Source organism: Paracoccaceae bacterium (assembly GCA_012103375.1).
GTDB lineage: Bacteria > Pseudomonadota > Alphaproteobacteria > Rhodobacterales > Rhodobacteraceae > WLWX01.
Map to the genome: position 1 here is coordinate 1,346,191 of WLWX01000001.1, position 23,713 is coordinate 1,369,903.

A 23,713-nucleotide genomic window follows, 5' to 3' on the forward strand; every position below is an offset into this window, starting at 1 on the left:
GCGCGAACCCGAAAACTCAGAAGAGCATCAGCCAATGAATTATGACGCGATTACCCTGACCGAGGCCGACGGCATCGCCGAAATCGCGCTGGCGCGACCCGATGTGATGAACGCATTGAACAGCCGGATGCGGGCCGAGGTGACCCATGCGGTAAAGGCCGCCGGGGCGCGCAACCGCGTTGTGGTGCTGACCGGGCAGGGGCGGACCTTCTGTTCTGGGCAGGATCTGGGGGATCGGGCGAATGTCGCGAACCTGGATCTGGAACGCACGCTGCGTGACGAATACATCCCCATGCTTAGGGCGATATACGATTGCCCGGTGCCGACCATCGCCGCCGTCAACGGCCCCGCCGCCGGGGCCGGGGCCAATCTGGCATTGGCCTGTGATGTGGTGATCGCGGCAGAAAGCGCCGTGTTTCTTCAGGCATTCACCCGCATCGGCTTGATCCCGGACGCAGGCGGCACCTATTGGCTGCCCCGGCAAATGGGGTTCGCCAAAGCCATGGGCGCGGCGCTGTTTGCCGACAAGATTACCGCACAGCAGGCCAGCGACTGGGGCATGATCTGGGAGGCGGTGGCCGACGCCGATTTTGACGACCACTGGCGCGCCCGCGCCGCGCATCTGGCAAGCGGCCCGACACAGGCCTATGCCCACGTGAAACAGGCGCTGCGCGCAACCTATGACAACTCATTGGACGACCAACTGGCGCTGGAGGCTAAGCTGCAGGGCGAATGCGGCAAGACCCGCGATTTCCGCGAAGGCGTGCTGGCCTTCACCGAAAAACGCCCGCCCGGTTATGAGGGGCGGTAAGGACCGGCGCGATAGGGGTCACAGATTGGAAAGCGCGCCCAGTTTTCCGGCACCGATTGCCGCACCGTATCCCAGTGGTGATATTGCCAACGATCCGGCGCGGTGATGATCTTGCCCGGGTTCCCGATCAGCCAGGCACCCCACCAGGAAAAGGATGAATTGGCAATCACCGCATGGTCGCAACTGGACATCAGGCGCATGTCATCAATCGCGGAATTGTCGCTGACCACCTGTATTTCGTGATCGAGCCTCAGGTTGTCGCGCACCCATTCGGGGTCGTCCGAGAATGCAAAGACTGTGATGTCGCGCGACAGTTCTGCTGCAACATGGGCAACCGCCCGTTCATAATATCCCAACCCGCAAAACGCCAAAGACGCGACCGGATTCCTTTCAGGCAGGTAGTCATTGCGCCGAATGTGTAGTGCGACAGGGATTGGCGCTTTTTCGATGCGCGTCAGCCAGTTCTTTGCGCCGTCTTCCGGTGGTTTCGCGAACTGGAATTCCTGTCTGATCTGTGCGCTGTGATGTTCAAAACACTGTTGGGATTGGAAAAATCCCAAAAGCCAGATATTGCGGTTATGGATCGCGCTCAGCAACTCGGAGCGCGGGTCTCGTTCACGGGCGCGCCGGTATCGGCGCAGGAATTTCGGCAAGCGCAGACCTGAGCGCGAAGTGTCGCCGTCATTCGGCAGCCGCCAATTCGGGCAATCGGGCGGTGTTTCGATCGCAAAGGCGTCAAGCCGGTACCGTTCATGCGCTGGTTTGCCGTTCAGCGCACGGCGATCGAATTCCAGCCGCGCGCCCCTGTCCAGCGACAGGGCGCGTCCGGCGGCATATTGGAACATCTGGTTTCCAAGCCCGCCTTTTAGCCGCAGTAGGATTCGCATTCACGCAGCCTGGGTCAGGCCGCCCGGCTTGCGCGGCTCAGCGATCCTCAACATCCACATAGTCACGCCCGGTCGGCCCGCAATACAATTGCCGTGGCCGCCCGATTTTCAGCTGTGGATCGGCAAGCTGTTCTTTCCATTGCGAAATCCAGCCCACAGTGCGGGCCAGCGCGAAGATCGGCGTGAACATTGACGTCGGGAACCCCATCGCATCCAGAATGATCCCGGAATAGAAATCAACGTTGGGATACAGCTTCTTTTCGATGAAATAGGGATCTTCCAGTGCGATCTTTTCCAGCGCCTTGGCGACTTTCAGCGTCTCGTTATTCTCGATCCCCAAAAGGTCCAGAACCTCATCCGCGCTTTGCTTCATCACCTTGGCGCGCGGGTCGAAGTTTTTGTAAACCCGGTGGCCAAAGCCCATCAGGCGGAATGGGTCGTTCTTGTCTTTTGCGCGCTCGATGTACTCAGGGATCTGATCGACCGTGCCAATCTCCTGCAGCATCTCCAGCGCTGCCTGATTGGCCCCGCCATGCGCGGGCCCCCAAAGACAGGCAATTCCGGCGGCGATACAGGCAAACGGGTTCGCGCCCGACGATGACGCCAGCCGAACCGTGCTGGTCGAGGCATTCTGTTCATGGTCCGCATGCAGCGTGAAAATCCGGTCCATCGCGCGGGCCAGGATCGGGTTGACCTCATAATCCTCGGCCGGGACCGAAAAGCACATGCGCAAGAAGTTCGAGGCATAGTCCAGGTCATTTCGCGGATACACGAACGGCTGGCCGATCGTGTATTTATAGGCCCAGGCCGCGATCGTCGGCATTTTGGCAATCAGCCGGATCGACGCAACCTCGCGCTGGTGCGGGTCATTGATGTCGGTGCTGTCGTGGTAAAACGCGCTCATCGCGCCGACGACACCGACCATGACGGCCATCGGGTGCGCATCGCGGCGGAAGCCCCGGAACAGGAACTGCATCTGTTCGTGCAGCATGGTGTGGTTGGTCACCAGCGCTTCGAATTCTTCTAGCTGGTTGCCTGACGGAAGTTCCCCGTAAAGCAGCAGATAGCAGACTTCCAGGAAATGCGATTTTTCCGCCAGCTGGTCGATCGGGTATCCGCGATGCAGCAATTCACCCTTGTCGCCGTCAATGAAAGTGATGGCGCTGTCGGTGGACGCGGTCGAGGTAAAGCCCGGATCATATGTAAATACGTCACCCTTGGCGTAGAGTTTACGAATGTCGATGACGTCCGGCCCGGCGGTCGGCGAATAGATCGGCAGATCAATTTCCTTATCGCCGAAGCTGAGTTTGGCGGTTCCTGATTGTTCGGTCATCTGAACATCTCCCGTTGGGCGGTCGGCCCGCAGGGCGCGTCCGGAATTGTTGTTTACCCCGTCACATCGGTGATCCGGGCGAGGGTTTCTTCCCGCCCCAGTACCACCATCATGTCGAAGACACTGGGCGTGGCCGAACGGCCTGCCAGCGCTGATCGGAGTGGGCCGGCAAGTTTCCCCAGCCCGATCCCATGCGCCTGGGTCACGGTAGTTGCCGCAGCCTCAAGCGCCTCTCGCGACCAGCTATCATTTTGCAGGTGCGGCGTCAATTCAGCCAGCAGGGTGCGGCCCTGTTCGTCCAGCGCTTTTGCGGCCTTTTCGTCACAGGTGATCGGACGAGAGGTCAGGATAAAATGCGCTTTTTCAAGAAGTTCCGGATACGTCTTGGCACGTTCCTTCAATTGCGGCATCGCCCGGGTCAGCCCTTCGGCCTGACTTTCGCTCAATTCTGCTTGACCCGTTGCCGCCAGGAATTCCGCCACTTCTGCTGTGAGTGCAGCATCATCCGTGGCCGCGATATGCTGACCACAAAGATTGGCAAGCTTCTTGGTGTCAAACCGGCTGGGTGAGCGTCCAATACCGGCCAGATCGAACCAATCTGTCGCCTGCCGCGTGGTGAAAAACTCATCATCTCCGTGGCTCCAGCCCAGCCGCGCAAGGTAGTTGCGCATCCCACTAGCCGGATAGCCTGCTTGCTGCCATTCGCCGACCCCCAGCGCGCCATGGCGTTTGGACAGTTTCTTGCCGTCCTCGCCATGGATCAGCGGGATATGCGCCCAGACCGGCACGTCCCAACCCATGGCGTCGTAAACCATGATTTGCCGCGCGGCGTTGTTCAGGTGATCGTCGCCCCGGATCACGTGGGTCACGCCCATGTCGTGATCGTCAACCACCACGGCCAGCATATAGACCGGCGTACCGTCGCTGCGCAGAACGATCATATCGTCCAACTGGTCATTGCGGAATTTCACCGTGCCTTGCACGGCATCCTCGATCACCGTCTCACCCTCCTGCGGGGCCTTCACGCGGATCGCGAAGGGCGCATCGGGATGCGTCGCAGGATCAGCATCGCGCCAGGGGCTTTGGAACAGAGTCGACCGCCCCTCGGCCTTTGCAGCCTCGCGAAAGGCGGCGATTTCGTCGGGGGTCGAGAAGCATTTATAGGCATGGCCGCTGTCCAGCATCGCCTGGGCCACTTCTGCGTGGCGCGCGGCCCCGGCGGCCTGGCTGACAGGGTCGCCATCCCAGTCAAGGCCCAGCCAGCGCATCCCGTCCAGGATCGCCTGCGTCGCCGCAGGGGTCGACCGCGCGCGGTCGGTATCTTCGATCCGCAACAGAAATTGCCCGCCATGGCGGCGCGCGAACAGCCAGTTGAACAGCGCGGTGCGCGCCCCACCGATATGCAGATAGCCGGTGGGCGATGGGGCAAATCGGGTGACAACCGGGGTGGCGGGGGTGTCAGGCATCGGGCGTTAACCTTTTGGAAACCAAGAATGAGCGACAGTTGACGCACCAGTCGGCGCGCAGTCGGCACGGTCTATTGAATGCTATGGCGGAGGACAAGGGTGGCCCAGTTCGGGCCTCTGCGCCGGGGGGGTGCGGGGCTGACAATGCTGATCAACGGGCAGCGGGGGCATCTGTTCCCCTGGGTGCCCGTGTGCCTTGCGCTTGGCATTGGTGGGTATTTTTCGCTGCCGGTCGAACCGACACTGCCGCAATGGGCCGGGCTGCTTGGGATGCTGGTGCTTTTGGCGCTGATCTGGGCGGTCTGGGCGCGCCACAATGTCGGGTTGATCGCGCTTGTGCTGGTATTGGGCGGGCTGGCGCTGGCCGGGCTGCGCAGCCATATGGTTGCCGATCCGGTGCTGGGTTTTCGATATTACGGCCCGATCGAGGGGCGCGTGGTGACCATCGACCGGTCCCTGTCCGACAAGACCCGGCTGACGCTGGACCGGGTCCGGCTGGATCGAGTCTCGCCCGCGAAAACGCCCGGACGGGTGCGGGTTTCCCTGCATGGCGATTGGGATTTCGCGCCGCAGGCCGGGGCAATCATCGCCACCACCGGCCATCTGTCGCCGCCCCAGGGCCCGGACGAACCCGGCGGGTTCGATTTTCAGCGTCAGGCCTATTTTCGCGGTCTTGGCGCGGTTGGGTATACGCGTACGCCCGTGGTCCGGCTGGCCGAGCCGGCGGCTGGTGCAACGCTTTGGGTTTATCGTCTGCGTTTGCGGATATCGGCGGCGATGCAGGCGCGGATGCCCGGCGACACCGGCGCATTTGCAGCCGCGGTAACCACCGGAGATCGCTCAGCAATGCGGCGCGAGTCGCTGGATGCGCTGCGGGCCTCGAACCTGGCGCATTTGTTGGCAATCTCGGGGTTGCACATGGGGTTGCTGACGGGGTTCGTCTTTGCCGCCCTGCGCCTTGGGCTGGCGGCGATCCCGCCGCTGGCGCTGCGCTGGCCGATCCGCAAAATCGCCGCCGTCGGGGCATTGGGGGCCGGTGCATTCTATCTGGCGCTGTCGGGTGGCAACGTCGCGACCGAGCGTGCCTTCATCATGGTTGCCGTCGTTTTGACCGCCGTTCTGCTGGAACGGCGCGCGCTGACCCTGCGCGCCGTGGCCCTTGCGGCGCTGATCGTCCTGATATTGCGACCCGAAGCGCTGATCGAGCCTGGGTTCCAGATGTCTTTCGCCGCCACCACAGCCCTGATCGCCGTCTTTGCTGGCTTGCGCGGGCGCGACACCGTCGCGGTCCCCCGATGGGCGCGACCAGTGGTGGCGGTGGTGATTTCATCCGCCGTCGCGGGGGCCGCAACAGCCCCTTTCGGTGCGGCGCATTTCAATCAGGTCGCGCATTTCGGGTTGATCGCCAATGTCCTGAGCGTGCCACTGATGGGCATCACGGTGGTGCCCGGCGCCGTCATCGCAGCCCTGTTGTGGCCGATTGGCGCCGCCGGGCTGGGTCTGGCGCTAATGCAACCGTCGATCGACTGGATCCTTGGCGTGGCCAGCGTGGTTGCGGCGCGTGATGATGCCGTATCGCTGGTGCCTGCGCCGAGGCCCTGGGTGTTGCCGGTTCTGGCGCTCGGCGGTTTGTTGGTGATCCTCTGGCAGGGGCGGGCGCGTTGGATCGGGGTCGTTCCGGTTCTGGCCGCCCTTTCAATCTGGGTGCTTGACGAACGCCCCGATGTCCTGATTGCCGGCGACGGCGCCCTGATCGGGGTGCTGACACCCCAAGGGCGGGCGCTGTCCAAGCCGCGCGGCGGTGGATTTGTGGCGCGCAGCTGGCTGGAAAACGATGGCGATGCGGCGTCGCAACAAGACGCTGCGGCGCGCCTGGATCCGGCAATAGATGGCGTCTGGAGCCATGATCTTGCCAGCACCCCGCTGCACCACCTGTTTGGCAAAGCTGGCGTCGCGCTGGCCGATCGTTTCTGCACCACCGGTACGATCACCATTATCGCCGGGGATGGCCTCGATTCCGGGCCATGCGTCATGCTGGATCAGCAGGTTCTGCGCGATACCGGAACGCTTGCGATCCGGGTGGATGCTAATGGTGCTCTGTGGTTGCGCAGCGCCTGTGAATATCAGGGTCAGCGCCCATGGAGCCGTTGCAGGCGTGCCGCCGAAGCGCGCAAAATCTGGCAATCCGCGACGGGTCTGTCGACCCCTGCCGATTGAGCCCGAACGCAGATGCAGCCCCGTTCAGTAGGTTCGGATCAGACCGACCAAACGCCCCTGTACCTTGACCTGGCTGTCCCGGAATACGCGGGTTTCATAGGCCGGATTTGCAGCCTCCAACGCGATCGAGCCGCCGTTCCGGTGGAAGCGTTTCAACGTCGCTTCCTGCCCTTCGACCAGCGCGACGACGATGTCACCATTGTCAGCGGTCGGCGTTTCACGGATCACCACGACATCGCCGTCGTTGATCCCGGCATCAATCATCGAATCGCCCTTCACCTCTAACGCATAGTGGTGGCCCTTGCCCGACAACATCTGCCCGGGCACCGCCACGTTATGCGACACTTCACTGATCGCCTCGATCGGGACGCCGGCGGCGATCCGGCCCATGACCGGGATTTCCAGCGCGTCAGCCTCAACCGGCTGCGCAGCAGACGGACGCGGCGCTTTGTCACCCTCAATCACGCGGGGCGTGAACGCAGGGCGGGATTTTTCCATCGCTTCGGGCAGTTTCAGGATTTCGAGCGCGCGCGCACGATGTGGAAGGCGGCGGATAAATCCGCGTTCTTCAAGCGCCGTGATCAGCCGGTGAATGCCGGATTTGGAGCGTAGATCCAGCGCATCTTTCATTTCCTCAAACGAAGGTGAGACGCCATCTTGCTGCACCCGACGATTGATGAAATTCAGCAATTCCAGTTGTTTGCGCGTCAACATATTCGCACCCCGTTGATCTGTGTTCGGGGTATGTTCTAAGGCTGTTCCTGTTTCGTGTCAACTGTTGCAACGCTACAGGTCAACAACCTCGACCAGATCACCGGCTTGGGCGGGGCTCGCGCCCGGTGGTTGCACAATCAGGCAGTCGGCGGTTGCAAGAACGCTCAGCAAGGCGCTGTCCTGGCATTCAAAAGGGGTGACGCGGCCCTGATCAGATCGGGCGCGCATATAGTGTTCGCGCGGACCGTTTTTGGGCAGATCACTCGCCAGCGTGGCGTGGCGCCGTGCCAAAGCTTGTGCGGGCAACCCCAGCATCTTTCGGATAGCAGGAAGGATAAAGATATTACCGCAAACCATTGAAGAAACAGGATTACCTGGCAAGCCAATCATCACCGCCCCATCCAGCCTCCCGGCCATCAGCGGCTTGCCAGGGCGCATTGCAATCTTGTGCAGCGCCATGTCAGCGCCACGGTCCTGCGCGACCGGGGCCACCAGATCACGCTCCCCGACCGAGGCGCCCCCGATTGTGACCACCATGTCGGCCCCACGTGCCAGCTCAAACGCGGTGTGGAGCGCGTCTGGCGTGTCGCGGGCGATCGGCAGCAGGCGCGCTATTGCACCGGCCCCGTCAAGCATCGCCGCAAGGCCAAGCGCGTTTGAGGCAATGATCTGATCCGGCTGCGGGGTTTCGCCGGGCTGCACAAGCTCGTCCCCTGTAGCGATTATTGCGACATCGGGGCGGCGTGTGGCGATGATGTGCGGGGCATTCATCGCGGCAAACAGCGCGACGTGGGACGGGGTGATGACAAGGGGCGGATTGATCGCCTCTCCCTTGCGGAAATCGGCCCCGGCGGGTCGGATATAGGTGGCAGATTCGGGGGAATCTCCAATTATGATCCGGTCGCCAGATCGCCTGGTATCTTCCTGAATAACAACGCTTTCCGCCCCGGTCGGAACGGGCGCGCCAGTAAAGATTCGGACCGCCTGACCGGGTGAAATCCCACCCTCGAAACGCTGCCCGGCGGCGCTTTCCCCGATGACGTCAAACTGGTCGCCGGGGCTGGCGCGACCACAAATGGCGTAACCGTCCATGATTGAGGCCGCGAAGGGCGGCTGATCGGCTGATGCGACGACGGGTTGGGCCAGTACCCGCCCGGCAGCGTGGCGCAGCGGAACGGCTTCGCCATTCAAGGGCGACACGAGGTCGAAGATGCGGTGTAGGGCCGCTTCAACGGATAGCATCAGGTCGCCTCATAAATTCCTGATTTTCCGCCTTCTTTCCGGATCAGACGAATATTCGAAATGACCATCGACTTCTCGACCGCCTTGACCATGTCATAGACCGTCAGGGCCGCGACGGACACCGCTGTCAGCGCTTCCATTTCGACGCCGGTCTGGCCGGTGGTTCTGACCGTTGCGGCGATGCGCACGCCGGGCAGGTCAGGATCGGGTGTCAGATCAACGGACACTTTGCTGATCGCAAGCGGATGGCAAAGCGGGATCAAGTCTGATGTGCGCTTGGCCGCCATGATCCCGGCCAGTCGGGCAACGCCTAATACGTCGCCCTTTTTGGCGCTTCCTTCCTGAATAATTGCAAGGGTTTGCGGGCTCATCTTTATGTGACCCATTGCCGTCGCGGACCGTGCGGTGACGTCCTTTTCAGACACATCGACCATATGGGCGCGCCCGGCGTCGTCAAAATGGCTGAGGCCGCTCATGCGGCGACCGGATCGGCAAGGATTGCGCGGGTAGCGGCGGTCACGTCGGCCTGTCGCATCAGGCTTTCGCCAATCAGAAACGCGCGTGCGCCGAATTTTGCCAGCCGGGCGAGGTCGGCTGGCGTAAACAGACCGCTTTCGGCAATAAGCGTTCGATCAGAACCAGCTAGCGACGCAAGCTGTTCTGTTGTGGCAAGATTGGTTTCGAACGTCTTGAGATTGCGATTGTTTATGCCCAATAGGGGCGAGCGTAACGCAGTGGCGCGCGCAAGCTCTTCCGCGTCATGAACTTCGACTAGGACGGACATTCCCCGATCCTCGGCGGCGGCTTCCAGCTCGGCCGCCTGCGAGTCTGAAACGGCGGCCATAATGATCAGAATGCAGTCGGCGCCCAGGGCCCGGCTTTCGGCAACCTGCCAGGGATCATAGAGGAAATCTTTCCGCAGAACCGGCAGATCGACGGCGGCGCGCGCCGCAACCAGATAGCTGTCGTCGCCCTGAAAGGACGGAGCGTCCGTCAGCACCGACAAGCAGGTTGCGCCCCCGGCGGCATAGGCTTTGGCAAGGGCGGGCGGGTCGAAATCTTCGCGGATCAAACCTTTGGAAGGGCTGGCTTTTTTGACCTCGGCGATCAGGCCATATCCGGTTTTCGACGCGGCGATCAGCCGGTCCGCGAAGGGGCGTACCGGCGGCGCGTTGCGGGCGGCATCTTCAACGTCGCGCAGGGGTAGGGCGGCCTTGCGGGTGGCGACATCGGCCAGTTTATAGTCGCGAATGCGGTCCAGAACATTGGCCATCAAGCAGCACCTTTCGTGACTTTTGCCAGCCCGTCGACCTTGGCCTTCGCGGCGCCGCTGTCGATGCTGTCCCGCGCAATCTCGGCCCCTTCAGGCAGGGTCGCGGCGCGGCCAGCGACAACCAGCGCGGCGGCCGAATTCAGCAGCACGGCATCGCGGAAGGCAGACGCTTCGCCTGCCAGCAACGCGCGAAAGGCCTGGGCGTTTTCGGCAGGGGTTCCGCCCTCGATCGCCTCGAACGGATGCTGTGGCAGGCCGGCATCTTCGGCGGCAACTTCGGTCATGCTCACCCGGCCATCGGCCAGCACGGCAACCTGTGACGGGGCCGAGATTGCCAGTTCGTCCGACCCGTCACCACCGTGGACAAGCCAAGCAGCCTCGGACCCCAGCGACAGCAGCGTTTCGGCCATTGGACGGATCAGATCGGCCGAGAATGCGCCGGTCAACTGGCGCTTCACCCCTGCGGGATTTGTCAATGGTCCCAATATGTTGAAGATCGTTCTTGTGCCAAGTTCCGCTCGTGTGGGCATCACATGCGCGGTTGCCGGGTGGTGCATCGGCGCCATCATAAAGCCGATCCCAACCTCAGCCAGCGCGCGCTCAACCACGTCAGGCCCGACCATCACGTCGATGCCCATTTCGGTCAGCGCGTCGGCGGCCCCCGATTTGCTGCTGAGGTTGCGATTGCCGTGTTTGGCAACCGGCACGCCAGCGCCCGCCACCACAAAGGCCGTCGCCGTTGAAATGTTCAGCGTGCCTTTGCCGTCGCCGCCGGTGCCGACGATATCCATCGCCCCGTCCGGCGCGCGCACCGCCTTGCATTTGCGCCGCATCACGGCGGCGGCGGCGGCGTATTCGTCTACCGTTTCCCCCCGGGTGCGCATCGCCATCAGCAACCCGCCCGTCTGGCTGGGCGTGGCTTCGCCGTCAAACAGGATCGCAAAGGCGGATTCGGCCTCGGCCCGGCTCAGCGGGCGTTCGGCGGCGGCTGCGATCAGGGGTTTCAGCGCATCACTCATGCCGCCACCGGAACCAGATCGAGGAAATTTTGCAACATCTTATGGCCATGCTCGGATCGGATACTTTCGGGGTGAAACTGAACGCCATGAATTGGAAGGGTTTTATGGGAAATGCCCATGATCGTTCCATCCTGCAATTCTGCCGTCACCGTCAGGACCTCGGGCAAACTCGGCCTCTCAACGATCAGCGAGTGATAGCGGGTCGCCTTCAATGGCGAGGGCAGGTTGCGAAACAGGCCAGTGCCGATATGGCGAATGTCCCCAAGCTTTCCGTGAACGATATCAGCGGCTTGAATGACTTTTCCGCCGAAGGTCTGGCCGATGGTCTGGTGCCCCAGACAGACACCCAGCAGCGGCGTTCCGGTTTCTGCCGCCGCATGGGTCAGGGCCAGGCAGATCCCGGCGCGGTCGGGATCACAGGGGCCCGGCGACAGGATAATACCCGCCGGGCGCAGCGCCATCGCGGCCTGCACATCCAGTGCGTCATTGCGTTCGACACGTACCTCGGCCCCCAGTTCGCCCAAGTAGTGGACGAGGTTGAAGGTGAAGCTGTCGTAGTTGTCGATCAGCAGAAGCATGGCATTCAGATCCGGGTCGTGGAAAAAAGGGTCGTCGGGGCGGCATTGTCGCGGTATACTTGCCCAGAGGCATCGCCGACGGTCAAGGGGACATCAGATCCCGGACGGCACGGCAGGCAAAAAGTCGGAGCAGTTTCATGATACGTGGCATGATCTCGGGGTTGATCTGGGGTGCGGTATTCAGCGCAGGGCTGGGGGTTGTGATGACCCAGGTCGGCGGTCGCATTGACGTGGTTCGGGCCGCGGTGCCGCCTGTTGCGGTCGATGCAACGGGCGGGACGGCCCCGGTGGTTGATGCCACGACCGGCGCGTCCGGCTCCGCGCTGGGAACACCGCCACCGATTGGCGAAGCACCCCAGCCGGGTCAGCAACCTTTGGCCGAGACGCCCGTTTACGGGTCCGCCGATGTGGCGCGCCCTGCGACGCTGGCCGTGGAAAGCGCGGCTGAAGCGGTTCCGCCCGATACCGAAACAGCGGTCGCCCCGTCCGAGGGAAGCGCCCCGGACAGGCCGCGCACCTCGCAGGCGGGTTTGCCCCAAACCGGGGCGGACGGGCTTCCGGCACGGGTGCCGGATGCGCCGGTGGCCGGTGACGCAGAAGCTGTGGCCGTGCCGGAAACGCCGGCAGCGCCAACAGGGCAGGGTGACGCGCCCGATGCGCCCCAAAGTGCCGCAGTCGGCATTGATGCTGTTCCGGCGGCACCGGGTGCGCCGATGGCCGAGGGTGGCGCCGCCGCCGATTCAACGGTCGCTGGCACAAACCCGCCTTCTGCCCCCGGAACGATTGCGTCCCCCGGTGGCCCGACGGCCCCCAGCGATCCGGACAATGCAGTGGTCGCGGCACCCGGCAGCGATGCCAGACCCGCGACGCCGCGCCCATCTGCGCCGACTGCGGTTGCGCGTGATGACTTGGGTGATGACGTTCTGGCCGCTCTTGCGCCCGATGACGTTCCCCAACCAGAGGTGCCCGGCGCAGACCAATCGGATGAGCGATCTGAACCCTCCGGCGGGCCGCAAACCGAGGCCGCGCGCTCGGCGGCGCGCGTTGTCGTCAACCGTTTGCCGCGTATTGGCGATCCGCTGCCAGGTGAGGAAGCGGTGGCTGAAGATGAGACGGCTGAAGGTGCCGCGGCTGCGGATGCGGCGTCTGAGGATGCAGGCCAGCAGGTTGAGGACCCCGCCACGGGCACGGCTGATGGCGAAACGGAAGAGGGGTCGGACCCGGAAGTTGCGACCGAACAGGGCGAGGCCGCGACGGATGAGCCGCAGGGCACTGGCGCGCTTTATACCAATTCGGTGCCGTTTGAACGCGGCGAAGATGAATCTGTGCTGGCGGTGGTTCTGATCGACGATCGCAACAGCAGTGCCGACCTCAGCGCGCTGCCAAGCACGGTGACGATTGCGATCCAGTCGAACTCCGTCGGGTCGGTACAGCGGGCGCAGGCGCATCGCGACGCCGGGCGCGAGGTTGTGCTGATCCCGCCAATCTCGGGCGGGGACAGCCGGACGGACATCGCGCGCAAACTGGCCGATGCTGTGGACAACATCCCCGAGGCTGTGGCCGTCATGGACCTGCCTACACAGCCGTTTCAAAGCAGCCGATTTGCCGTGGGCGAAGTGGTTGTGGGTTTGGCTGCAACCGGTCACGGCATGATCATCTATCCAGGCGGGCTCAACTCGGCCGAGCGGTTGGGCGAGCAGCAGGGGCTGGCGACGGCGCGTGTCTATCGCCAGATTGACAGCGGCGATCAGGGCGCGCCCGAGGTCAAGCTGTTGCTGGATCAGGCCGCGTTTCAGGCGCGCCAGTCGGATGCGGTCATCCTGATCGGACGCAATCGCCCTGACACGGTTCAGGCGTTGGCCGAATGGGTCGATCGCCCGTTGGATGATGGTGTGAAACTGGCCCCGGTTTCAGTGGCGCTGAAACCCTGACGTCGCCTTCGGGCGCACGATGGCTCAGCCGGTCAGCGCGCCCAGGATCAGCCCTTCAAACAGGCTCAGCTCCAGCAGCCAGATGAAGATGCCCCATAGCACGACGAATGTGCCTGTTGCGGCTATCCCTGCGTTTTTCCAGCTGTCGCGGCTGGAAAAGCGGACGAACAGCCCGACGATGATCGGCCCGCCATAGACAAATCCGAACCCGATCAGCGCGACCGAGAACAGTGCCAGCCAGACGAAGGCCTGCGCCTCGGACTGGGCGCTGGCGTCGCCAGCTTCCTCAACGGGCTCTTTCGGGGCATCGGGGCCGCGCCGCAGGTCCAGGATCAGCTGCGCACCGCACAGCAGGGCACCGGGCACGCCGATCAGAAGCGGCATGAAGGCGGCTTTGGTCGGCAGGCCAAGTGCCAGAATGCAGGCCCCGACGAACAGGGCGAACATCACCAGTGTGGTCAGAAAGCGCGCGTTAAGTATCATAGTGGACATCCGCAACTTGCCCCTTCATCTGCTTCCAGATGTAGGCGCCGATGGTCAGCAGGATCAAGGCGATGAACACCAGTGACAGCGGGCGCAGGAAGAAGGTCGGCCCCCAGATCGCAAGTGCCTTGTGAATGGAATCCTCGGCAATCGCGCCCAGCACCAGCCCGATCACGAAGGGGATCAGCAGCGCACCGCGCACATAGACCAGCAGCGAAAACGCCGGGGCCATGCCCAGGAACAGCGGGATCGACAGCAGGTTGGCCAGCGCCAGCGCCCAGATCAGCGACCAGACCAGATCCATCCCCGTCAGCGCCATATGCGGCCCCGGCTGGATGCCCAGCATCACGAAGGCCCCGATCAGGATCGCCATACCTGAACTGCCGGGAACCCTGAAGAACAACGTTGGCAGCAGCGAACCGCCTTCTTTGGAGTTGTTCGCAGTTTCGGGCGCGATCACCCCGCGCACGTCGCCCTTGCCGAAATTCTCGGGGTTCTTGCAGGTCTGCACCGCGTGGCCATAACACAGCCAGCTTGCAGCATCGCCGCCCAGCCCCGGGATCGCCCCGATGGCCGCCCCGATGACCGAGGTTCGGAACGTCAGCCACGGGTGGCGGATCACGTCCCAGATGCCCTGCATCACCTGCCCGAAGTCATAGCGGTGGGCCTTGCCCTCGACCTTGGAAATCGACCCTCCCTTGACGCCCAGCGCCAGCATTTCGGGGATCGCGAACATGCCCAGCACCGCGACCACGACGCTGACCCCATCCCACAGCCACAGCTGATCGAAGGTATAGCGCTGCGATCCGGTGTGGGGGTCAAGCCCGACGAGGGACACCAGGATGCCCAGAAAACCAACCGCGATGCCCTTGATCAGGCTGCGCCCCGACAGCATGGCGATAAAAGTGATGCCGAACAGCGCCAGCAGGAAGAACTCGGCCGGGGAAAAGGCCAGCACAACCGGTCGCAGCACCGGCAACATTGCCGCCAGAAACAAGGCTCCGATAACGCCGCCGATGCCCGATGCGCCCAGCGAGGCACCAAGCGCGCGCCCCGCCTCACCCCGTTGGGCCATCGGAAAGCCGTCGACAATGGTGGCCGCGTCCGGTCCGGTGCCGGGCACGCCGAACAGGATCGACGGGATCGAACCGCCGGTATGCACAACCGCGTGCATCGCCAGCAGGAAGACAGCCCCGGCCAGCGGATCCATTCCAAAGACGAAGGGGATCAGCAGCACGATGCCCAGCTTGCCGCCAAGGCCCGGCACGGCGCCAAAGAACATGCCGATCGGGATGGCCAGCAGGATCAGCCCCATCAGATAGGGTGTTGTCAGAATGTCCAGCAATGGTCCGAAAGCGTCCATGCCGATCCCCAATCCCGCTGTTTGCCGTGCGCGAAAGGCACCGACGGATGTGCGGACATTAAAGCGTTTCGACATTAACCTGAGACATATCCGGCGGCCTTAAAGTAGTTCCAGCATTCTACTGGGTCGTAGAGATCGCAGATTGCTCCGATTGCTTCGAAGACCTGGGTAAAGGACCTGGCCCCGATCCGTCGCAAATGGGCTTTCAGTTTAGAGAAGGCCTGCTCGATGGGATTCAGGTCGGGCGAGTACGGTGGCAGGTAAAGGAACCAGCAGCCGTGATTGCGTAAAGCCTGCGTCGCCTCCTTATTCCGGTGGGTTGCCAGGTTGTCGAGAATGACGACAGTGCCGGGGTTGATCTCGGGGACCAGCACTTCGCGGATGTAGGCCGCGAAGGCGGGGCCATCTATCGCTCCCTTGATGACCCAAGGTGCGATCAGCGCGCCTTGGGTCAGGCCCGCGATCAAGGTTTGGGTTCCCCAGCTTCCGAAGGGCGCATCCATCGTCAGGCGCTTACCGCGCTTGGCTCTGCCGCGTAGGCGCGTGAGGTTTGTCTTCACTGCGGTTTCGTCAATAAAGACAACGCGCTCAGGAAAGGTCGCAATGGCTGGCGAGCGGTATCTGAACCAGTCGGCCCGTTGCTGCCTTACCTTGGCGCGGCGGCGCTCGGTTGCGACCAGCGACTTTTTTTGTACGTGAAGCCGAGCCGGGACAGAAGGTTGGCGATGGAGGAGTGATGCACCCGCACACCCTCTGCATCGGCCAGCGCATTACGCAACTCAAAGAGCGTGATGTCAGGGTCTTGTGCGATCAACTCCTCAAAGAATTCCCGATGCGGAGCCAGCTTTCCCTTGCCGCGCGGCGGTCCCTGCCGGGCAGGTTCCGCATGACCCTTCATCCTCACCTGACGCGCCCACCGCGCGCCTGTGGCAGGCGACAGCTTCAACCGCAACGCCGCCGCGCGCCCGCTCAACCCTTCTTCAATGTATCTCTGAAACCGTATCCGAAGCGCAGATGGCAAAGGTGCTGACATGATCCATCCTCCCAAACAGGATGAATCACAGATCAGGTCTCAAGGGAATCCCTCGCGATTCAGGTTCAAGCCGAAACGCTTTAGGGACGGTCTGTCGGTCAGGCAAATCCTATGTGGACCGGCATTCCACATAAAGGAACATGTTTGATGGTGGCGATGATGTACAGCGGCTACTCTCGGGCCTATTGGTAAGGATTGTCTGAGGGTCTTGCGAAAGGGCGTGCAATGCAAGTTGGTTTTGTCGGGGTGGGGGCGATGGGCGGCTTGATGGCCGAACATGTGGCCGCGCAGGGCCACGAGGTGGTGGCGTTCGACACCGATTCCGAAGCGCTGGCCGCGGCAACGCAGTCAGACGTAAAGGTCGCCGCCGACCTGTCCGAGGTTGCGGCCCTCTGTGATGTGGTCATTCTGATGGTCGCTTCTGACGATCAAAGCCGCGCGGTTATCGACGCACTGCTGGACCATGGCATGCCCGAAGGCGCGGTTATCGTCGTGGCGGCGACAAACCACCCGAAAACCATGATCAACCTGGCCGCAGTTTGCGCCTATTCCGGCGTTGGTTTTGTTGATGCGCCGGTGTGTTACGGCCTGCAGGGTGCGACCCATGGCACGCTGATCTCGCTTTGCGGTGGGTCGGCGCAGGACATTGCCAAGGTGCGCCCGGTGCTGGAGTGCTACAGCCGCTGTGTCGAACACCTTGGCCCCGTGGGCAGCGGGCAATTGGGCAAAACCTGCAACAACATGATGCACTGGGCCGCCTGCGTGGCGAATTACGAGGTCCTGGAGCTGGCCAAATCCTGTGGCATCGACGCGCAGGAGATGCGCGAGACGCTGTTGAAATGCCCGGCGCGCAATACGACGTTGGAACGGTGGGATACATCGAAGTTCACCTGGCACCAGAAGGACATGGATGTCGCGCTGGACCTTGCTCAGCAGGCCGGATTGGCGTTACCTCTGTTTGGTGCCGTGGACCAGTTGGTCAAGCGCCTTGGCCCTGATCAGGTGCGCCAGTTATTGCACGAGGATCAGGCAGAATACCTTGGCCTGCCGATTGCAGTCCGGTCCCTGAATGAGGTGACCGGAGAACCGTAAAACTGTTCCTTCATGTGAAACGCCGTACCGTTGACTGGAATGGTTGCCGCTCGTATCGTTTCAAACAACAGCCTATCAGGGGGAGTGTTCGGCATGGCTGATACCGAAGACGACGCAGGCGGCCTTGGCCATAACAGCGAAAAACGCGAAAAAGTCGTGTGGGAACGCTGGACCAAGAAGCGCACCTTTGTGCGTGCGCTGGAAGGCACCTACAGCCAGATGCGGGATGAGCTTTACGCCCAACCCCGCATCTACAAAACCTCGGACATGAAATGGAAGGGCGGGCCGCATAACTTCGGCAAGAAGGTCATCAACCCGCAGGCCAACAAGATCGCCCAATCGATCGAGGCGCATGTCGACGCCTTCGCGCCGCATGGCTATGGCCAGATCCACGGTCACATGAATTCAGCCGTGTTCTTTGTGCTGAAGGGCAAGGGGCATGACATCCACGATGGCCGCCGGATGGATTGGGAAGCGGGCGACGCGCTGATCGTCGAAAACGCCTGCGTGCACCAGCTTCTGAACGACAGCGATGACGAGACTTTCGTGCTGGTCCTCAAGGCCAAGCCGCTGTTCCTGTTCATGCATATGATCTTTCAGGAAATGGTCGAATTTCCACCCGAAGACCCGGTGCCGGGGCATGAAGATTACGCCCCACCGGCCTCGTTTTAAGGATCGCGCTCATGGACCCGTCAACTTTCGCAGATGCCATCGAACGCCAGCGCTCCAAACAGGGCGCGCCCGAGGTATCGTTCTACCGTGACGCGCTGAAAGAATCGCAGAAATTCCGCGCCGAGTACGACCGCCGCCTGAACGTGGTGAAGCACAGCCAGATGCCGCTCGAACGCTCGGCAGATGGCCTGATCAAGCACATCATCAATGAACGCATGGATACCAAGGAATGCTGCATCGACGCCTATATGCAGTTCCTCGACCCCGGCAAATCCACCGGCACCAGCCGCCATCTGAGTGAAGAGATCGCCTTCGTCATCGAAGGCACCGGACATGACCTGCATTATGACGTGCATTTCGCCTGCAAGGTCGAGTTTGAGTGGACCTGGGACACCACCCCCAAGACCTATGAATGGGGGCCGGGCGATTTCATCTATGTACCGCCCTATGTTGCGCATAAACGCGTTAACACCTCGGACATCGAAGCGCGTATCATCGTCTGCAACAGCCGGGTGATGAAGGCCATCGGGCTTGACTGGTTCGACCAGCTGGAACCGGCGGAAGGATTTGAAGACGTGTGGGTGCCACCCGCCGACGAATAGAGTTGTAGCGGGGAACGCCGCACTTAGAATGTGCGTCACCGCCTTGATCGCTGAGGGAGAAGACGCAATGAACAGATTTCTGACAACCACCGTCCTGGCCTGCGCAATGGCGATGCCCGCCGCTGCGCAGCATTTCGACGGCAAGACGGTGACCTACATCATCGCGACAAATCCGGGCGGCAACTATGACGCCTATGGCCGTCTGATCGGGCGGCATCTGGAAGGCAAGCTTGGCGCCGACAAGGTGATCTTCAAGAACCTGCCCGGCGCGGGCCATATCATCGGGGCCAACACGCTGTTCGCCTCGGACCCTGACGGCTACACCATCGGGACGTTCAACACCGGCCTGATCTATGCGCAGATATTACAGACCGAAGGCGTGCAGTTTGACCTGAACGAATTTTCCTGGGTCGGCAAAGCCGCCGCCGATCTTCGCGCCGTCGCGCTTGGCAACGAAGCCGGTATGGAAAGCTTTGAGGATTTGCTGAACAGTGAGGCGACGGTGAATTTCGCCGCCTCGGGCGTCGGGTCGGCGTCGTTCAATGAAACCAACATGCTGGCCGATGCTTTCGATCTGAACATCAACATCATCCCCGGCTATCAGGGTAACGAGGGCGAGATGGCGATGCTGCGCGGCGAAGTTGTGGGGCAGGTCGGCTCCAAAGCTTCACTGCAGCCCTTCGTGGATGCCGGCAGCGGCTTTTTCGCGCTGGTCGTGGGCGAGGCTGAGGGCATCCCCAGCGCCATCGACTATGCCACCAGCGACAAGGCGAAAAGCATCGTCAACCTGATCAACGCAAACTCGAACCTGGGCCGTCTGACTGCGGCCCCCCCGGACACGCCGCTGGAAATCCTGGAAGAGCTTCGAGATGCCTATATGGCCGTGATGGAAGACCCGGAGTTTCTGGCCGAAGCCGAAAAACTGGGCCTGCCAATCGAAGCCGCACGCGGCGACGAAGTGGCAACGCTGGTCCAGGGCGCGATGCAGCAAAGCCCGGAAACGGTCGCGATCATTTCGGCGGCGCTGAACGTCGAGATTCCGACCATCAAGGTGACCAGCGACATCCTGGCGCTGAACGACCGCAACAAGGAAGTCACCTTCATGTCCGGCGATACCCAGGTGATGGGCGAGGTTTCCGGTTCGCGCACCAAGGTCACCGTCAATGGCGAAGCGGCGGAACGTGACGCGCTGGCCGTGGGGATGAATTGCGAGATTGAATTCGATCCGGCCCATGAGGCCAACGAATTCAAGGTTCTGACCTGCACAGGCCACGCGGCAATGGCCGACGCGGGCGAAACCATGATGGTCTCGACCGCGATCACCGGCCTTGCGGACGGCAACAAGCAGGTCACATTCGACGCAATGGGCACCGAAACCATGGGCGAGGTGTCGGGCAAGCGCACCGCCGTGATGGTCGACGGGGCCGAGGCCAAGCGCGACGATCTGGCCGTCGGCATGATGTGCGATTTCGAATATGAAGCGGGCGACGAGATCGAATTCAAGGCGGTCAACTGCAAGTCCAACTGATCGACCTGCGATAAATCCTGACGGGCGGGGCGCAAGCCTCGCCCGTTTTCATTCGCCCCGGATTATCCCGGCGATTTCGGAAAACCCATAGGCCTCGGCCAATTCCAGCGGGGTGCGCCCGCTGCGGTCGGTGATCGACCGGTCGGCACCGGCTTCGACCAGCGCGCGGACCGTTTCGATATGGTCCGGTCCGCCGTCACCCAGTACCACAGCCTCGATCAGCGCGGTCCAGTTCAGGTTGTTGACGTGGTCCAGCGGCGCGCCTGCGGCGATCAGGCGTTTCACCACCTCGACGTGGCCCAGATGCGCCGCCGCGATCAATGCGGTGCCGTCATAGGGGCTGGTCATCAGACCGGGATCATTTCCCAATGCGATGGCCGCCGACATGGTGTCGGGATCGTTGGCAACGGCGGCAATCGTCACCGCGTCATAAGCTTGATGTTCCAGCGCGTTCATGTCTGCCCCGGCTTCGGCCAGCGCGCGCAAGGCGTCGGTCGCCCCGGCAAAGGCCGCGACATGGACTGCGGTACGCCCGGCGCTGTCGCGCGCCTCTAACGCGGCACCCGCGGCCACCAACTGGCGAATGGCCGCCGCATCGTCGGTTTGCGCCGCCTGATGCAGACCCGCATAGGCCGCGATTTCGCTTGTGCTGGGCGGCACCTGCGCGAGCGACGGCGCGGCGAGGCTGATCAACAGAAGGAACAGGGCAAGGCGCATGGGGAGGACGCTGTCACGCCGCCGGACGCGCGCGCAAGCCCGTTAAACCGATCGTGATCGCCGGCGCCAACCCGGGCGGCCCTGTGTTAACCCACGCGCCGCTCGCCCTGATTATCTGCCAATCTGGCATCAACGCGCGCCACAATCGCGTCCACCGCGTCATTCTGCATGCCGCGCGTGGCCGCCACGGCTTGCACCAACCTGTCGACCCGTTCGATGCGCGCTACGCCGGCATCAATGGCGCGCGCGACCGATGACGGCTTCAGCAGGCTTTCAGCGGCGCGGGCGTATTTGTCGAAGGGCACCTGATCGTCGGGCGATGCGCCCAGATCACGCACCAGCGCCTCGACCCAGCCATAGATGCGGGCGGATTGGTCCAGGTTGTCATGCACCGCTTCGCGGATCGGGCGTGCAGCGCCATCGGTCACACACCGATAATTGCCGGTCATCACCATGCTCCATTTCGCCAATGGCACGAAGATCGACGCGTTGAGCCGCAGTTTCACCGGCACGTCTTTCCCGTCCAGGGTTACGGCGTCAATCTCGGCCTCTAACTGGCGCAGCAGCGCGGTATGGGCGGGATCGGCAAAGGGGGCAGCCTTGAAGTTGGTCGGCAGGCCGACATGCACGAGGTTCGGTTTTTCGTCCGGCGGGCGAAACGCCTGTGGGTCAGGGCTGCACAGTGACATCAGGCCGGGATCGAACCCGTCCCAGACGGAAATATCGGTGTAACAGCCGTGCAGCGCCGCAGGCGGCAGCCCGTCGATCCGTGCCAGATAGGGCGGCGGGGGCATGTTCATCACCGACAGGACCGGCTTGCCCGCGCGGGCGATCCGCGCCATCAGCGCCTTCACCTCCGGGGCGCTGTACTGCGGTTCGGCCATGGCAAGGCAGACCAGATCGTACTCCGCAGGTGTGACGTCGCCCGGCACCATGGCGCGCAGTTTTCCCGGCTGCCCGGTCGAGCGGATCAGACGGGGCGAATCCTCGCCCCGCAGCGCCAGGCGCAGCACCGTGCCTTCGGCATTGATCAGCGCTGCACCGGGACGCTGACAGACCAGCGTGGCGTCATGGCCCGCCATCAGGAATTTCGTCGACAGCAGCGATCCGTAGGACGCCCCCAGTATCAGGATATTCATTGCAGACTCCGTACTTTTTCCAAATCCGATCCAATTACGATTTGGTATGGCCCTGTTGCGCGAATCAGGTAGCGGATTCCGACGAAACCTCAGTATGCACTGGCATCCTGACAATTTTGCATCATTTTTGGATCTATATTGGCACAGGAAGTGATCGATTTTGGTCTATCTGTGCTGCGTAATGACATCGACCAGCGCCGGTTTACCGGATTTCACGACTTTCAGCGCGCGTCGGATCGCCGGGGCCACGGCTGCGGGCGAGTCAATCGGCCCTTCGGCCCACATGCCCATGCCTTGCGCAATGGTGGCAAAATCCGGTTCCGGGCCAGAGATATCCATGCCGATATGCGCGCGCCCCTCGTCAGTGCCACGCGCGCGGGCCATGCGGATCTGATGGTGCCAGTCGTTATAATAAGCGCGGTTGTTGAACATCACGATCAGCAGCGGGATCTCATGCTTGGCGGCTGTCCACAGCGCGCCTGCGTCGAACATCAGGTCACCGTCGGGCTGCAGCGCAACGACCACTTTGTCGCTGCCTTTGTGCGCCAGCGCCACCCCCAGCGAGATGCCGATCTGGGTCGAGGTGCCAAGCCCCTTGCCGGGATGACGGTGAGGGCATCGAAATCCCACAGCTTGCGGGTCCATTGGCGCAATGTGCCCGAGCCGAGCACCCAGTCTTCGTCGCGGATGACATCCCACACTTCCTGCGCAAGCCGCGCGGTGGTCAGGGGGCTGGCATCCCGGTCGGTTTGGGCCTGTTCAGCCCATCGCGCGAAATTTTCGGCGTGGCGTGACGCAATGGTCGATTTACGCGCCTCGACCCGGTCGGCCAGCGCCGCATCGTCGGCCAGCCGCGCCCGCGCGACCTCAATCATCTGCGGCATGGCCAGGCGTGGATCGCCAAGCGCGCTAAGCCTTTTGGGCAGAGACCGGCCATAATCCAGCGACCAGCTTGAAATCCCGGTTTCGTGGAACCCGACCTCCATCCACTCACAGCCCTCGGCCAAAAACGACTCAACCCGGCGGGTGGTGCTGTCCAGCTTCGCAGTCGCCTTTTCCCAATCCACAACATCCAGCGCCAGGATCGCGTCCGCCTTGGCCAGCGCGTCCGTGTCCATCGACAGGTTCTGCGGGTGCCGGTTGGGAAAGCACAGGGCCGAGTTCACATCCCAGACCGCAACGCCCAACAGCTCGGCCAGTTCCACCAGCTTTTCAAAATTGCCCGGCTGGCGCCCGGTGAATTCGGCCATGATATAGGGGCGTTCCGCCGTCAACAGCCGGTCGACAATTTGTGCCAGAACGCCTGGGTCGGCGGCCATCGGGGCAGGGGCTTTGGCCGTATCAGGCCCCGGTATCGCCACCTCATCCGTCAGCGGTGTTTCCTGAAGCAACGCGTCATAGCACAGGTAAACCGGACCAGCCGGTTCGCAGACCATTGCTGACCAGGCGCGCTGGAAACTGTCGGTGACACCATGGATCGTGTGTGGCTGATTGTGTTGAAAAACTCCGTTTTAGGGCCTGAACGATGATTTTTCTTTCCATGCAGCCCGATCCTAAATTTTTGGCGCGGGGGTCGGCCCAAATCGCCTACATGCGCTCACGCGCAGCCATGC

20 protein-coding genes and 2 pseudogenes are annotated in these 23,713 nt (G+C 62.4%); 7 read left to right on the forward strand and 15 right to left on the reverse strand.

Going from position 1 to position 23,713, the window contains the following annotated elements; all coding sequences use genetic code 11:
* Positions 1–34: 34 nt before the first annotated feature.
* On the forward strand, positions 35–811 hold the full coding sequence (locus GKR99_06945; protein NKB27295.1) for a 2-(1,2-epoxy-1,2-dihydrophenyl)acetyl-CoA isomerase: 777 nt from the start codon (positions 35–37) through the stop codon (positions 809–811).
* Here the strand turns inward: GKR99_06945 and GKR99_06950 are convergent.
* From GKR99_06950 to GKR99_06960, 3 genes are read right to left on the reverse strand one after another with little or no spacing between them, the layout of a single operon-like run.
* Positions 796–1,698, reverse strand: coding sequence for a hypothetical protein (locus GKR99_06950; GenBank protein ID NKB27296.1), 903 nt, complete (start codon positions 1,696–1,698; stop codon positions 796–798). The genes GKR99_06945 and GKR99_06950 overlap by 16 nt on opposite strands.
* Before the next feature lie 37 nt (positions 1,699–1,735).
* A complete protein-coding gene (gltA, locus tag GKR99_06955; protein NKB27297.1) occupies positions 1,736–3,031 on the reverse strand; it encodes a citrate (Si)-synthase in 1,296 nt (431 codons plus the stop codon).
* 53 nt (positions 3,032–3,084) lie between these two features.
* Positions 3,085–4,497 (reverse strand): glutamate--tRNA ligase, encoded by a 1,413-nt coding sequence (locus GKR99_06960; GenBank protein ID NKB27298.1) that lies wholly within the window; start codon positions 4,495–4,497, stop codon positions 3,085–3,087.
* 144 nt (positions 4,498–4,641) lie between these two features.
* Here GKR99_06960 and GKR99_06965 point away from each other — a divergent pair, with 144 nt between their 5' ends.
* Positions 4,642–6,714, forward strand: a complete 2,073-nt coding sequence (locus GKR99_06965) for a DUF4131 domain-containing protein (protein ID NKB27299.1) — start codon at positions 4,642–4,644, stop codon at positions 6,712–6,714.
* Between the two features lie 24 nt (positions 6,715–6,738).
* On the opposite strand, the gene lexA is transcribed toward GKR99_06965, so the two are convergent.
* The 6 genes from lexA to GKR99_06995 form a co-directional block, all read right to left on the reverse strand.
* On the reverse strand, positions 6,739–7,428 hold the full coding sequence (gene lexA, locus GKR99_06970; GenBank protein NKB27300.1) for a transcriptional repressor LexA: 690 nt from the start codon (positions 7,426–7,428) through the stop codon (positions 6,739–6,741).
* A gap of 72 nt (positions 7,429–7,500) precedes the next feature.
* The gene (locus GKR99_06975) at positions 7,501–8,670 is read right to left on the reverse strand and encodes a molybdopterin molybdenumtransferase MoeA (protein NKB27301.1); all 1,170 of its coding nucleotides are present in this window, start codon (positions 8,668–8,670) and stop codon (positions 7,501–7,503) included.
* Positions 8,670–9,146, reverse strand: coding sequence for a cyclic pyranopterin monophosphate synthase MoaC (moaC, locus tag GKR99_06980; GenBank protein ID NKB27302.1), 477 nt, complete (start codon positions 9,144–9,146; stop codon positions 8,670–8,672). The genes GKR99_06975 and moaC overlap by 1 nt, the downstream gene beginning before the upstream one ends.
* Complete coding sequence (gene trpC, locus GKR99_06985) at positions 9,143–9,943, reverse strand: indole-3-glycerol phosphate synthase TrpC (protein ID NKB27303.1); 801 nt, start codon at positions 9,941–9,943, stop codon at positions 9,143–9,145. The genes moaC and trpC overlap by 4 nt, the downstream gene beginning before the upstream one ends.
* The gene (gene trpD / locus GKR99_06990) at positions 9,943–10,962 is read right to left on the reverse strand and encodes an anthranilate phosphoribosyltransferase (GenBank protein ID NKB27304.1); all 1,020 of its coding nucleotides are present in this window, start codon (positions 10,960–10,962) and stop codon (positions 9,943–9,945) included. Before trpD ends, trpC begins: the two co-directional genes overlap by 1 nt.
* Complete coding sequence (locus GKR99_06995; GenBank protein NKB27305.1) at positions 10,959–11,540, reverse strand: aminodeoxychorismate/anthranilate synthase component II; 582 nt, start codon at positions 11,538–11,540, stop codon at positions 10,959–10,961. The genes trpD and GKR99_06995 overlap by 4 nt, the downstream gene beginning before the upstream one ends.
* Positions 11,541–11,677: 137 nt before the next feature.
* Here GKR99_06995 and GKR99_07000 point away from each other — a divergent pair, with 137 nt between their 5' ends.
* Positions 11,678–13,471, forward strand: coding sequence for a hypothetical protein (locus tag GKR99_07000; protein ID NKB27306.1), 1,794 nt, complete (start codon positions 11,678–11,680; stop codon positions 13,469–13,471).
* 24 nt (positions 13,472–13,495) lie between these two features.
* Here the strand turns inward: GKR99_07000 and GKR99_07005 are convergent, their stop codons facing one another.
* From GKR99_07005 to GKR99_07015, 3 genes and pseudogenes are all read right to left on the reverse strand, one after another.
* A complete protein-coding gene (locus tag GKR99_07005; protein ID NKB27307.1) occupies positions 13,496–13,963 on the reverse strand; it encodes a hypothetical protein in 468 nt (155 codons plus the stop codon).
* Positions 13,944–15,392, reverse strand: a complete 1,449-nt coding sequence (locus GKR99_07010) for a hypothetical protein (GenBank protein NKB27308.1) — start codon at positions 15,390–15,392, stop codon at positions 13,944–13,946. Before GKR99_07010 ends, GKR99_07005 begins: the two co-directional genes overlap by 20 nt.
* A pseudogene (locus GKR99_07015) lies at positions 15,392–16,350 on the reverse strand (IS630 family transposase). Before GKR99_07015 ends, GKR99_07010 begins: the two are co-directional and overlap by 1 nt.
* Before the next feature lie 225 nt (positions 16,351–16,575).
* Here GKR99_07015 and GKR99_07020 point away from each other — a divergent pair.
* From GKR99_07020 to GKR99_07035, 4 genes are all read left to right on the forward strand, one after another.
* Positions 16,576–17,442: an NAD-binding protein gene (locus GKR99_07020; protein ID NKB27309.1), complete on the forward strand. Its 867-nt coding sequence runs from the start codon at positions 16,576–16,578 to the stop codon at positions 17,440–17,442.
* Between the two features lie 93 nt (positions 17,443–17,535).
* Positions 17,536–18,114: a cupin domain-containing protein gene (locus tag GKR99_07025; protein NKB27310.1), complete on the forward strand. Its 579-nt coding sequence runs from the start codon at positions 17,536–17,538 to the stop codon at positions 18,112–18,114.
* An 11-nt stretch (positions 18,115–18,125) separates the two neighbouring features.
* On the forward strand, positions 18,126–18,716 hold the full coding sequence (locus GKR99_07030) for a cupin domain-containing protein (protein ID NKB27311.1): 591 nt from the start codon (positions 18,126–18,128) through the stop codon (positions 18,714–18,716).
* Positions 18,717–18,744: 28 nt separating this feature from the next.
* Positions 18,745–20,244, forward strand: coding sequence for a hypothetical protein (locus GKR99_07035; GenBank protein NKB27312.1), 1,500 nt, complete (start codon positions 18,745–18,747; stop codon positions 20,242–20,244).
* 48 nt (positions 20,245–20,292) lie between these two features.
* On the opposite strand, the gene GKR99_07040 is transcribed toward GKR99_07035, so the two are convergent.
* The 3 genes and pseudogenes from GKR99_07040 to GKR99_07050 all read right to left on the reverse strand — a co-directional run bounded on the left by GKR99_07040 (position 20,293) and on the right by GKR99_07050 (position 23,536).
* Positions 20,293–20,961, reverse strand: coding sequence for an ankyrin repeat domain-containing protein (locus GKR99_07040; GenBank protein ID NKB27313.1), 669 nt, complete (start codon positions 20,959–20,961; stop codon positions 20,293–20,295).
* Between the two features lie 86 nt (positions 20,962–21,047).
* The gene (locus GKR99_07045) at positions 21,048–22,100 is read right to left on the reverse strand and encodes a hypothetical protein (protein NKB27314.1); all 1,053 of its coding nucleotides are present in this window, start codon (positions 22,098–22,100) and stop codon (positions 21,048–21,050) included.
* 165 nt (positions 22,101–22,265) lie between these two features.
* Positions 22,266–23,536, reverse strand: a pseudogene (locus GKR99_07050) (thiamine pyrophosphate-binding protein).
* Positions 23,537–23,713 lie beyond the last annotated feature (177 nt).